Here is a 13,291-nt window from a genome sequence, read left to right on the forward strand (position 1 = left end):
TGATAATTTAAACGTGGAGGAAGGGAAGAAGCAGTTATGTCAAAAATAAAGTTGTTTAGTTTAGCAAAAGAATTGAATGTAGGAGTAGCATCACTTACGGAATCTTTGCAAAAAAAAGGATTCGAAGTTGAGACCGGAAATCCTAATGTTCGTATCGGCAGAAGTGAATTTGATCTGCTGCTTCAGGAGTTTGGAAAAAACTTATCAAAAACTGAAAAAGAGAGAATTTGCAAGAAGTTTTTGAGAGATGACAGCAGTGCTTCCCCTCATTCTACTGTGGATAATAATCAAAATAATACTCATTCTGTATCAAGTGATAAAACTGGCAATACAGCCCCTGTTGGATCTAAAGTACAAGAAATTGCTACAGTGGTGCCTGAAGATCTAAAACCTAAAATTAATATCAAAGGTCATTTGAATGATCAGAAGGATTTAAAGCAAAATGAGGCTGTAAAAACTGATAGTAATAAGCCTATTGTAGAGAAATCTGATGCTTTAGAAGCTAAACCTTTGCAAAAGCAGGCTGAAAAGGTTCAAGAGGTAAAACAAACCGGAGCTGATACATCCAAAAACATAGAGGCCTCACCCAAAGAACCTCTGAAGGAAGTTCAGAAAAAAGAGACTGTCAAGGAAGAGAAGAAATCTTCTACTCCTATTCAAAATAAATCTGTTCACGCAGAATCTATCCCTAATAAAACGGTTCAAGAGCCGAAAAACAATTTGGAAAATAAAGATTTAAAATCTAAGAAATATTCAGATCAGAGTAAGCAGGGTCATATGAAAAACCATTCACATCAGGCCACTAATGAGAAGCCCGATAGTAAACCAACGAATCAAGAGAGGTCGGATAAACCCAAAGTAACAGTAAAGACTAGTCCATCTGACCAAGGAGGAGCGACAAAAGAGCCTGAGATTTTTCGCATCAGTTCATCAAAACCGGAGCCATCTGTCAAAGTTGTAGGCAAGATTGACCTAAGTAGTATCAATGATTCTACACGTCCTAAGAAGAAGACTAAAGAAGAGAGGAATAAAGAGAAAAATGCAGAAGGCGAAGCTCGCAAGAAACGCAAACGCATCAATAAAAATGCAGTCGATATAAAATCGGAAGCAGCAAAAGCTGCTGAGAATAGTCGCAATGCACAGAAAAATAAGCCTCGTAACAACAACGCAGGTGGTAATGCGGGAGGAGCCAATAATAACTCGGGAGGTGGAGCTCAGCATCCTTCTCATACCAACCAGAATGCTGCTAATAAGAATCGCAGAAATAATAATAGACGCCCCGCCCCAAAGCCTGTTGTAACGGAAGAAGATGTACAAAAGCAGGTAAAAGAAACATTGGCAAGACTTACCAGTAAGAAAACAATGACCGGTAAGGGCGCCAAATACCGTAAGGACAAACGTGAAGCTGCTCGTTCTGCTGCTCAGGACGCCTTGGATCAGACAGCTATTGATAGCAAAACTATCAAGCTTACAGAATTTGTAACTGTGAGTGATTTGGCCAATCTTATGGATGTGCCGGTAAATCAGGTTATCGCTACTTGTATGAATCTCGGTGTTATGGTTTCTATCAATATGAGACTTGATGCTGAAACGATCAATATTGTAGCGGATGAGTTTGGATACAAGACCGAATTTGTAAGTGCTGATGTAGTAGAAAGTATCGGACAGGAAGATGAGATCGATACTGAAGAGGATTTGGTACCTCGTCCTCCTATCGTAACAGTCATGGGACACGTCGATCATGGTAAGACATCGTTGCTGGATAGAATTAGAAACACCAACGTTATTGCCGGTGAGGCAGGAGGTATCACCCAGCATATCGGAGCTTATAATCTTACTTTGACCAACGGAAAAAGAATTACCTTCCTTGATACTCCCGGTCACGAAGCATTTACAGCCATGCGTGCTCGCGGGGCTAAGGTTACAGATATTGCTATCATTATAGTTGCTGCCGATGATGATGTGATGCCTCAAACCAAAGAAGCTATCAATCATGCTGCAGCGGCAGGTGTTCCTATTGTCTTTGCTATTAATAAGATTGATAAACCCGGAGCCAATACCGACAAAATCAAAGAGCAACTTGCTAACATGAATTATCTTGTTGAAGATTGGGGCGGTAAGTACCAGTGTCAAGAGATATCAGCCAAGCAGGGGCTTCACATTGAAGAGCTTCTGGAAAAAGTGTTATTGGAAGCAGAAATGCTGGATCTTAAGGCCAATCCTTCCAAGAAGGCTGTGGGTTCTGTGATAGAGTCTTCTCTTGACAAAGGGCGTGGATATACATCTACAGTTCTTGTCCAGAATGGAACACTTCGTATGGGAGATATTGTTCTTGCTGGTACTCACCATGGTAAGATAAAGGCTATGTTTAATGAGAGAAACCAAAGAATCGATAGTGCCGGGCCAAGTGAGCCGGTTCTTATCCTAGGCTTGGATGGTGCACCCACATCGGGAGATAACTTCAACGTTCTTGATTCTGAGCAAGAGGCTCGTAATATTGCCAATAAAAGAGAGCAACTCCAACGTGAACAAGATAATAGAACCAAAAAAGGGCTTACTCTTGAGGAATTGGCTCGCCGTAGAGCACTTGGTAATTTCCAAGAACTTAATATTATTATCAAAGGTGACGTGGATGGTTCTGTAGAAGCCTTGTCTGACTCTTTGATCAGACTGTCTACCGAAGAGATTCAGGTCAATGTTATCCACAAGGGAGTAGGACAGATATCAGAGTCTGATGTTGTTTTAGCAGCAGCTTCTTCTGCTATTATAGTTGGTTTCCAAGTAAGACCCAGCCAAGCTGCACGTCGCCAAGCTGAGCGTGAGGGAGTAGAGATCAGGACATACAGTATTATCTATGATACCATAGAAGATGTGAAATCAGCTATGGAAGGTATGCTTTCTCCTGAAATCAAAGAACAGGTTACTGCAAATATTGAAGTACGACAAGTTTTCAAAGTATCCAAAGTCGGTACTATTGCAGGATGTATGGTTATTGAAGGTAAGGTCAAACGTACCAACAAGATCCGTCTCATAAGGGATGGTATTGTGAAATATTCAGGAGAACTTGGTTCTCTCAAGAGATTTAAGGATGATGCTAAGGAAGTTCCTATGGGGCTTGAGTGTGGTCTGAATATCGAAGGTTATAACGATATTATGGAGGGGGATATCATCGAAGCATATGATGAAATCGAGGTTAAGAAAACTCTCAACGTGTAAAAACGTCATTATAATTTAGTTGCAAATTTGCGCTTAAGGTATGTTTCAATATCTTTTTATAAGATGAAATACATGCCTTAAGCGCTATTTTTATATTATGAATTGGTTAGATTTAGTACTTATCATTATTATAGGTTGGTTTACAGTCAAGGGTTTTCTCAAAGGTGCAGTCAAGCAAATACTGGGAATTGCTATTTTCATTATAGCCTTGCGTGAAAGTTGGAGGCTCCAGCCGTGGGTGGAAACAAATATATTACCTGTTTTTAATGTAACAGGTTCTATGGTCAAACCCTTTAGCATCCTTTTGTCCTTTGTCTTTTTTGTGATTATTGGGACAATTATAGGATACTTTCTTATCCAAATACCCAAATTAGGTTTTCTGGGTTTTATCAATCATTTAGTTGGTGGTCTATGCGGCTTTATTATTACTGTTTTGGTCATAGGCTATATCTCTTTGGGTTTTGATAAAATCGTGCCGGCAAGATCTTCTGCATATGATGCTCAGCCAGCCAAGACAGACTCTCGTGTAGAATCAAAATTCTACTATAAAATACAACACTTGGTCAAGGATATTGAACGTGTTGCAGGTAAAAAAGACCATCAAGAAAATGGAACAGGCGCTTTTGCTCCTAGTACAAGGGATGAATTATGAAGGTTGTATCAACCTTTTTTAATAAATTTTGTTCACAAAGTATACTTATTTTTAAGATTTAGATTAGTTAATCATGCAAGACAATGATAATATTATAGACGAAGTAACCCGAAGCGAATATAAATACGGCTTTACCACGGATGTAGAGACGGAAACTATTGCCAAAGGATTATCAGAGGATATTGTTCGTCTCATTTCATCAAAGAAGCAAGAGCCCCAGTGGCTTTTGGATTTTAGATTAGAAGCCTATCGCCACTGGCTTACATTGAAACAACCACAGTGGGCACAGCTCACTATCCCTGAGATTGATTATCAGGATATCATCTATTATGCAGCTCCCAAGAAAAAAGAAGGTCCTAAAAGTCTGGATGAAGTAGATCCGGAATTACTCAAGACTTTTGATAAATTGGGTATTCCTCTCGAAGAGCAGAAAATCTTAAGCGGTATGGCGGTAGATGCGGTTATGGATAGCGTATCCGTAAAAACTACTTTCAAAGAAAAACTTGCGGAAAAAGGAATTATTTTTTGCTCTTTCAGTGAGGCTGTAAAAGACTTTCCTGATCTTGTACGTAAATATATGGGTACTGTGGTACCATACAAAGATAATTTCTTTGCAGCCCTCAACTCAGCTGTTTTTAGTGACGGATCATTTGTATACATTCCCAAGGGAGTACGTTGTCCCATGGAATTATCTACCTACTTTCGTATCAATGCTATGAATACAGGGCAGTTTGAACGCACCCTTATCGTAGCTGATGAAGACGCATATGTGAGTTATCTCGAAGGTTGTACTGCTCCTCAGCGTGACGAAAACCAGCTCCATGCTGCTATTGTAGAGATTATAGCCGAAACTAATGCTGAAGTAAAATATTCTACTGTACAGAATTGGTATCCGGGAGACAAAAACGGTAAAGGAGGTATTTATAACTTTGTAACTAAGCGCGGTATTTGTAGAGGTGACAATTCTAAAATCTCTTGGACACAAGTTGAGACAGGATCTGCTATCACCTGGAAATATCCGAGTTGTATTCTCAGGGGGGATAATTCTGTAGCAGAATTTTATTCTGTAGCAGTAACAAATAATTATCAACAAGCAGATACAGGTACAAAGATGATCCATATAGGAAAGAATACCCGTAGCCGTATTGTATCCAAAGGGATATCGGCCGGTAAGAGTCAAAACAGCTATAGAGGATTGGTACAAATCGGCAAGAATGCTGAGAATGCTCGCAATCACTCGCAGTGCGATAGCCTTCTTATGGGTAGCCAGTGCGGAGCTCATACGTTTCCCTATGCACAAGTCGACAATGATACAGCCATTATAGAGCATGAGGCTACCACTTCAAAGATTAGTGAAGATCAGGTTTTTTATTGTAATCAGCGAGGTATCGGTACAGAGGAAGCTGTAGGTCTCATTGTAAACGGCTATGCCAAAGAGGTAATGAATAAGTTACCTATGGAATTTGCCGTAGAAGCGCAGAAACTGCTGAGCATTTCTCTGGAGGGCTCTGTCGGCTAAAGTTTTGTATTGTAGTAAAAGATAAAGTCAATCATAATTATGTTAGAAATAAATAATCTCCATGCTTCGATAGGAGAAAAAGAAATATTAAGAGGGATCAATCTTTCGATTAAGCCGGGTGAAGTACATGCCATTATGGGACCTAACGGTTCGGGCAAAAGTACTTTGTCTTCTGTTCTTGTAGGGCATCCTAATTTCACCGTTACCCAAGGCTCTGTTACCTTCTTAGGTAAAGATTTATTGGAGTTGGCTCCTGAAGAGCGTGCGCATTTGGGTATCTTCCTTAGCTTTCAATATCCGGTGGAGATCCCCGGAGTGAGTATGGTTAATTTTATGCGAGCAGCAGTCAATGAACATCGCAAAGCTACCGGGCAAGCACCTGTTTCGGCAAGTGACTTCCTTAAACTCATGAGAGACAAGCGCGCTATAGTGGAGCTTGACAACAAGCTTGCGAGTCGATCTGTTAACGAAGGCTTTTCGGGTGGAGAAAAGAAACGCAATGAGATATTCCAAATGGCAATGTTGGAGCCCAAGTTAGCTATCCTGGATGAAACGGATAGTGGTCTCGATATTGATGCATTGCGAGTTGTAGCCAAAGGTGTAAACGAACTTAGAAGCCCTGAAAACTCAGCCATTGTTATCACCCATTACCAACGTCTGCTTGATTATATCAAACCTGATTATGTACATGTTTTGTACAAAGGACGTATTGTACGTAGTGGTGGCCCTGAACTTGCTCTTATCCTCGAAGAAAAAGGTTATGACTGGATCAAAGAAGAAGTGGGGGAGTAAGCTATGGCTAAAATGGAAGATCAATATATAGAGCTGTACAATAGCCAGAGAGACGTTCTATCCGATGCCCCCACATTACTCAATATTTATAGGGATAAGGCATTGGAATACCTTAAAGAATATGGATTACCTCGATATAAATCGGAAGATTATCAGCGTACTGATCTGGCTCAACTCTTTGAAAAAGACTGGGGGATCAATATCGGACGTCTTGCTTTTCCTGTAAAAAATATCAAAGGGTTCCAATGCAATCTACCCGGTTGTGAGCATTTCTTTTGTGTGGTCAATGATACTTATCAAGCAGAATTAAGCTCTCCGGGGCGTTTGCCGTTCGGCGTTTTTGTGGGAAGCCTCTACACCTTTGCGCAAGCTATGCCCGAAGTGGCTGAAAAGTACTATGCTCGTATAGCTAAGCCTGATCATGACGGCATAGTGGCGTTGAATACGATGTTTGCCCAAGACGGCTTAGTAGTCTATGTGCCCAAAGATTGTACCATTGAGCATCCTATCCAGCTTGTTCAACTCCTTCGTTCCGATGTGGAGTTGTTGGCTGTGCGCCGTCTTCTCATCATTATGGAAGATAACTCATCTGCCAGTCTTTTGATATGCAATCATACTCTTGACTCAATACCTTTGGCTTCGGTGGAAGTCGTGGAGATATTTGCGGGTAAAGGCTGTCGGTTTGAGATGACAGACTTGGAGGAGAGCAGTGTGTCGTCTAAGCGAGTGACTTCAACGCACTTGTTACAGCAGGAGAAAAGTAATATTGTTATCAATGGTATGACTATGAATAATGGTTTTACACGAAATAACTACTACTGCAAATTGGAGGGCGAATATGCTGACCTTACTCTTGGAGGCATGGCCATAGGCACAGGCTCGCAGCATATCGACAATTATAGCCGTATAGAACATAATAAGCCCAATTGCCACACTAATGAGTTATTCAAATATGTGCTTTCTGATGACTCTTACGGTGTATTCTCGGGGCGCATATTAGTGGCTCAGGACGCTCAGAAAACCGAAGCATATCAGAATAATAGAAACTTGCTTTTGTCAGATAAAGCTAAAATGCAATCCAAGCCGCAATTAGAAATTTACGCCGATGATGTCAAGTGTTCGCATGGTATGACTACGGGGCAGTTGGATGAAGATGCCTTGTTTTATCTTCGTTCCAGAGGTATTCCTGCGGATGAAGCTAAGATGATGCTCAGCGTTGCTTTTATGGAAGATGTGGTGCAGTTGGTAGAGCCCGAAGTTTTGCAAGATAGACTTCGTGAGATTATAGACTCGCGTTTCAGGGGTGATCAGAGCAAGCATTGCAGCGATTGCGGCAGTTGCTCCTGAAAGATAGGTCAGAGTAGATTTATGATCTCTTTGATATGAGATAAAAGAGGTAAGTTCTGTAAAAAGAGCTTACCTCTTTCCTGTTGTATGCACATCATTGGTTAGGGGCATACAGTATCATCAATTAGGGGACAATGCCTGCTGAAAGAGGTATAACTGTTGTTTGGTCCGACATTTTTATCGATCTTTAAGCCCGCTTATTCATGACAGAACTATTAGAAAATATATCAAGCTCATACTTAATGAGCTTACTATAAAAGAGTAAAATGTTTCCTTTGCTTATCATATAAAACAATCGTCTATGAGATCTAATATTTTTACACTTGCCTTTCTGTTGATTTCCTTCTGTGTTCAGAGCAGTATGTTTGCTCAGCTTGATAAATACGGATTTGAGATATTACCTCATCCTCAAAAGGTGGAATTGATGGGTCACGGTGGTATATATGTCCGACAGATCAAGGGTATTGATGATTCTGACATCGATTCTTTGCCTATACTTTACGGAGATCTTCAGTCATTGTCATCCCGTAAATCACAGGAGAAAGGGCTTAAAGTAAAGCTCTCGATGAGTAATTCCTCTGAAATACCTTCGTCTCCTGAGAGCTATATCTTGAAAATCAAACCGCAAGGCATATTTATTGAGGCCAAAACGCCTGCCGGTCTTTTCTACGGATGCCTTACATTGAGTCAGCTCATGCAGGATGCCAAGGATAAGAATCTGATGATTCCTTATGCAAATATCGTCGATTATCCCTCCATAGCCTATCGTGCCGTTCAGTTCGATGTGAAGCATCATCTTTCTATGCCCGACTATTATTATAAGTGTATTGATCGTCTTGCTCAGTATAAGATCAATGCCATCATCTGGGAAGTGGAGGATAAGCTTGGCTTTCGCAGGCGCCCGGAGATAGCTGCGCCTAAAAATATCTCTATAGAAGAGATGAAAAGATTATGCAAATACGCCCATGACCGTCATGTCGAGATCACGCCTCTCATACAAGGTCTCGGGCATGCAGCGCATATACTGAAGCATCATCCTGAATTGCGTGAAGATCCAGAGAGTGACTTTGTCTTTTGTCCTGCCGAACCTAAGACTTATGAACTTCAGTTTGACCTGTACCGCGATGCCATAGATGCTTTTCCGTATACTCGATTTATCCATATCGGAGGTGATGAAGTGGGCGATGTGGGCAAGGATTACCGTTGCAAACAGTTAGGATTATCTCCTTTTGAACTTCAGATGATGTGGTTTAATAAGGTATGTAACTTCGTTACTTCACAGGGTAAGGTGCCCATCTTTTGGGATGATATGCCATGGAAACACATGGGGTTGGGAAGGCTTTTGGAAGATTCCAATACCCCGGATCAGGTTGATTCGTTGTGGCGAAGGGCTGATTTGGATGCTTCTTTGAAGTTATTTCCCCGTGACGCTATTTATATGAGGTGGAGATATACTGATGCAGGTGATCCCGGAAATTGCAAAATCCTTGATTGGTATGCCCACAATGGCTTGAGGGTGATGGGAGCTACGGCGGCTTCGGCGGGCGATTCGCCCTTTATGCCTCGTGACAATGGGCGCTTACCTGAAATAAAATCATTCAGCCGGCTTATCTCCGACAACAAGCTTGAAGGTATCCTCGCTACGGCGTGGGACGATGGTTCGCCGCATTGGGAAACGGTGTGGCGCGGATGGATCGGACAGGCCGAGTACGGCTGGTCGGGTAAACGTTCGTTAGATGAATTTCAAAAAGCTTATGCTCAGCGTGAGTTTGGCCCCGGTACCTCGGCATCTGATTGGGAGATGATCCGATTGTTGGAGAAGTCTGCTGCGTTCTTCGATGGAGCATTGGTTAAAAATGGGCATAGGAATCCTGCTTGGGGAGTGGGTAAGTTCTCTTTGATCGATCTGCCCGATAGCATCCGCCCGGGGGTGTGGTCTCGTTCACATGACAGCCTGCTGACGGCTGCTCATGAGCAGCTCAAGCGCTGTGCACGGGTCAAGGAGCTGAGTGCGGGCTTGCGTCGTGATGCTCGTCGGGGGCAATACACCGTGAAAGTGCTGGAGGCTACGAATCGTCTTTTTGAGTACCCTGCACTGCTTCTTGTGGCATTGGAGCGTTATGATGCGTCGCCTTCGTCTGCTGCGCGGGAGGAAGTGGAGCGGTTGGTACGGGTGCATTTTCCTGATATGAGACAACATCTTGAGACTGTGTATGGGGAAACGAGATATATGTCCAACCCTCGCGAATATAAGTTGGACATGAATGAGAAAAAGCATTTGGCGGCATTGAGTAATAATGATGATTGGCTGTTTCTGTACGAATTGGCAATGAATGTACGGCTGGCGCAGTACTTTGGCTCGGGTGGGGCATGGTGATGAGCTCTGTGTATGCTTGTGGCGATGCTGATCGGATGGAGACGAAGTAGAGACATTTCTTGCTCCCGGAGCTTATATAGTGCTCCGGATGCAAGAGCCTGTTTTCTACTCCGTCTCTATCATTTAGGCTCTTACAATCCTGAATTACCCGGTGTGTCGGAGCCTGGGTTCGGCTTGGCAGGCTTCTTGGGCTTCATCTCGATGCGCTCATAGCTCACCCCTTCGAGCCTAAAGTAACGGGCATTGGGGCGGAGCAGTACTTTGGGTTTGGTGATGTGTTTGTTCACGATGAACTCTTCTTTGCCCTTCTCCACCAGTTTGCTCTGGAAGCTGGGGCTGAGTGTGCCGAGGTCTCCGAAGTCTACAATGTCGCCGTTTTCCACGTGTTTTTTGGCTATTTCGGCTGCCAAGCGCAACACGGCTTCCACTTCGGCTCCTGTAAATGTGGTGGCTCGAGCCACTTCCTCACAGAAGTTGCGATGGTCAATGCGTTGTCTGCCCGTGGGGCGTGCTTGGATTACGATCTTGCCGGCATATTTGCCGAGGGTGCCTTTGCGCTCATTGAGCGTGTAGGCCAATGGTTTATTTGCCATGGTTTATATGGTTAAGTAACTCCTCCGATGAGTTTTTTAGGGAGATGCAAAGGCCGGAGGAGTTAGCCTCTGCAATCTCTGATTTCGTGGGCTGTTGTGTGAGGGGGAGAAAACTGTCGACATATCCTGCCGAAACTGTCGACATATTCAGCCAAAACTGTCGACATATTTCGCCGAAACTGTCGACATATTCAGCCGAAACTGTCGACATATTTTCAGCGAGCTGTCGGCATGTGGTTCAAAGGTTGTTAAGATTTGCTTTAAATCGACCTTTGAGAGTCCTTTGGTTCGCTACTTTTTCTTGCCGAAAATAGCTCCGAATATTGTGCGGGTGATATTGCGCCCCAGTTCGTTGCTGATTTGTCTTGTGGCTGATTTGCCTACTTGTTTGATCAGGTCTTCGATGAAACCGCCTTCTTGCGACTTACGAGCTTTGTCGGCTTTTTCAGCTTCACGCCTTTGCTTCTCCAGCTCTTTTTCTTGGCGGGCGCATTCTTTTTCCTGTTCGGCAGCGGCCTTGCGTGCTTCGGCTTCACGGCTTTTGCCCGAGAGTATCTCGTATGCCGACTCGCGGTCAACTGCCTTTTCATAGATGCCATACACGGCTGATTGCTTGATGATCCTCTGCCGCTGCTCCGGGGCGATGGCTCCTATCCGACCTTCGGGTGGGAGTATAAAAGCCCGCTCTACGATGCCGGGGGCGCCCTTTTCATCGAGCAACGATATGAGTGCTTCGCCTGTAGCCAATTCGGTAATTGCTTCTTCTGTCTTGAACGAAGGGTTGGGGCGGAAGGTATTGGCCGCTACTTTGACTGCCTTGGCATCGTTGGGAGTGTAGGCTCTCAGGGCATGTTGGATGCGACTTGCCAGCTGCCCCAGGATGTTTTCAGGTATGTCGCCGGGATTTTGGGTTACAAAATATACTCCTACTCCTTTGGAGCGTATGAGCCTGATGATCTGTTCTACCTTCTCTAATAATACTTTGGGCATGTCGTTGAAAAGCATGTGGGCTTCGTCGAAGAAGAATACGAGCTTGGGCTTATCCATATCGCCCACTTCCGGCAGGGTGTTATATAGAGCATCCAGCATCCATAAGAGGAATGTGGTGTAGAGCCTAGGCGATTGCATGAGCTTGTCTGCCGCCAGGATGTTGATGACACCTTTGCCCTGATCGGTCTGTATAAAGTCCTCGATATTAAGTCCCGGTTCGCCGAAAAATTTGTCTCCGCCTTCGTTTTCGAGCCTAAGCACGTTGCGTTGTATAGCTCCTATGCTGGCCGGCGAGAGGTTGCCGTATTTGTTACTAAAGTCATTGCGATTGGCTCCCACATACTCCAGCATCTTGCTCAGATCTTTCAGATCGATGAGCAAGAGGTCATGGTCGTCGGCAATTTTAAACACAATGGAGAGTACTGCCGACTGAGTGTCGTTGAGCATCAGTAGTCTTTCGAGCAGCAAAGGCCCCATCTCCGTCACAGTGGTGCGTATGGGGTGCCCCGCATTGCCGAAGACATCCCAAAACATGACGGGATGAGGCTTGTAATCAAACCCCTTGGCCTCGAGTTTATACTCCTGCACCCTCCTGTGCACACTGTCCTTGTCCCCTCCCATGATAGATACTCCGGAGAGATCACCTTTCATATCGGCGGCAAACACGGGCACTCCCATCTCGCTGAACGTCTCCGCAAGGGTTTGCAGTGTTACCGTCTTGCCCGTACCGGTAGCACCCGTAATGAGTCCGTGCCTATTTGCCATTTGGGGAAGAAGACATATTTCATGGTCTTTATTGATAGCTATAAAAGCTCTTTGTGTATTATCAAACATAGATATGGCGGCTTAATTGTGGTTATTATTTGCTTAAAAGTACGCCTTTTGATTTAATGAAGCAAAAAAGATGATTAATAACTGCATCAGATAGTTATGTAATTCTTTATAATCTTACCTTTGTGACGAGTTAATAACCTTGCACAACCAATACGATTATGCTTAAATACTTTGAAGAAGCTGACATTGCAGTCACCGTGGTTGACAATCACGGCACCATTATCGAGATGAACCGCCAATCACGTGAAGTAAACGAAAAAGACGGAGTATCTCTTACGGGCTCCAATGTACTGGATTGCCATCACGGCGCCTCGAAAGCCATGCTGGAGTCGATGATGCAAAATGAAACCAAGCATGTTTATACCATAGAGAAAAACGGTAAGAAGAAGCTCATCTATCAAATCCCGTGGTATGAAGACGGCGTGTATATGGGATTCATGGAGCTCTCTATGGTGATACCTTTTGAAATGGAGCACAAGGTACGCACACCTTAGAGTAAAGCTTTGAAGGCTATGTGACTTTGGCATCCTGTATCCTTTTCATTACCCCATCTTGTATATTGCTCTCTTGCCTATTGGGCGATATTACTATCACTGGAAATGACGTGCTGTAGTGCGTAAAATGACTGACCAAACTTCTCAAAAAGAATGGACATATTGCTGAATTAAGTATATAATTGATACCTTTGTGAAAGAATAAAGTAATCACCGTTCACATCCCAAAGGTGTGGCGTGACTCAAGGGAATCCGGTGTAAAACCGGAGCTGTACCTGCAGCTGTGATCTTTATAAACGATAACGTCTTTTTACTATTGGCCACTTTCTCCACAGGAAGAAGGGAAGGTCGATGTTATCGGAAGAGAGCCAGAAGACCTGCTTATATTCTGTTATTAGATATATCACTTACACTTCACAGGTAATGAAGTAGGTGCGCTTAAACTTACCATAGATTTTGTACACTCGACTTTCTTAC

At 43.5% G+C, this 13,291-nt stretch carries 9 protein-coding genes and 1 riboswitch; of the genes, 7 read left to right on the plus strand and 2 right to left on the minus strand.

The window, feature by feature from the left end:
• The first annotated feature begins 36 nt into the window (after positions 1–36).
• The 6 genes from infB to VYJ22_RS05670 all read left to right on the plus strand — a co-directional run bounded on the left by infB (position 37) and on the right by VYJ22_RS05670 (position 9,903).
• Positions 37–3,216 carry a translation initiation factor IF-2 gene (infB, locus tag VYJ22_RS05645; RefSeq protein WP_329902926.1) on the plus strand — a complete coding sequence of 1,060 codons (3,180 nt, stop codon included), beginning with the start codon at positions 37–39 and terminating at the stop codon, positions 3,214–3,216.
• Between the two features lie 97 nt (positions 3,217–3,313).
• Entirely contained in the window at positions 3,314–3,868 is a 555-nt protein-coding gene (locus VYJ22_RS05650) for a CvpA family protein (RefSeq protein ID WP_329902927.1), read from the plus strand.
• A gap of 73 nt (positions 3,869–3,941) precedes the next feature.
• Positions 3,942–5,387, plus strand: a complete 1,446-nt coding sequence (gene sufB / locus VYJ22_RS05655) for a Fe-S cluster assembly protein SufB (RefSeq protein ID WP_329902928.1) — start codon at positions 3,942–3,944, stop codon at positions 5,385–5,387.
• Positions 5,388–5,426: 39 nt separating this feature from the next.
• Positions 5,427–6,179 (plus strand): Fe-S cluster assembly ATPase SufC, encoded by a 753-nt coding sequence (sufC, locus tag VYJ22_RS05660; RefSeq protein WP_329902929.1) that lies wholly within the window; start codon positions 5,427–5,429, stop codon positions 6,177–6,179.
• A gap of 3 nt (positions 6,180–6,182) precedes the next feature.
• Positions 6,183–7,526 carry a Fe-S cluster assembly protein SufD gene (gene sufD, locus VYJ22_RS05665; RefSeq protein ID WP_329902930.1) on the plus strand — a complete coding sequence of 448 codons (1,344 nt, stop codon included), beginning with the start codon at positions 6,183–6,185 and terminating at the stop codon, positions 7,524–7,526.
• Between the two features lie 301 nt (positions 7,527–7,827).
• Complete coding sequence (locus tag VYJ22_RS05670) at positions 7,828–9,903, plus strand: family 20 glycosylhydrolase (protein ID WP_329902931.1); 2,076 nt, start codon at positions 7,828–7,830, stop codon at positions 9,901–9,903.
• Between the two features lie 131 nt (positions 9,904–10,034).
• On the opposite strand, the gene VYJ22_RS05675 is transcribed toward VYJ22_RS05670, so the two are convergent.
• Positions 10,035–10,496 (minus strand): HU family DNA-binding protein, encoded by a 462-nt coding sequence (locus tag VYJ22_RS05675; RefSeq protein ID WP_329902932.1) that lies wholly within the window; start codon positions 10,494–10,496, stop codon positions 10,035–10,037.
• 291 nt (positions 10,497–10,787) lie between these two features.
• On the minus strand, positions 10,788–12,320 hold the full coding sequence (locus VYJ22_RS05680; protein ID WP_329902933.1) for a helicase HerA-like domain-containing protein: 1,533 nt from the start codon (positions 12,318–12,320) through the stop codon (positions 10,788–10,790).
• 158 nt (positions 12,321–12,478) lie between these two features.
• Between VYJ22_RS05680 and VYJ22_RS05685 the strand changes: the two genes are divergently transcribed.
• Complete coding sequence (locus VYJ22_RS05685) at positions 12,479–12,814, plus strand: transcriptional regulator (RefSeq protein WP_329902934.1); 336 nt, start codon at positions 12,479–12,481, stop codon at positions 12,812–12,814.
• 211 nt (positions 12,815–13,025) lie between these two features.
• Positions 13,026–13,213, plus strand: a riboswitch (cobalamin riboswitch).
• Positions 13,214–13,291 lie beyond the last annotated feature (78 nt).

Origin of the sequence: Porphyromonas pogonae, assembly GCF_036320655.1 — a bacterium.
Lineage (GTDB): Bacteria > Bacteroidota > Bacteroidia > Bacteroidales > Porphyromonadaceae > Porphyromonas > Porphyromonas pogonae.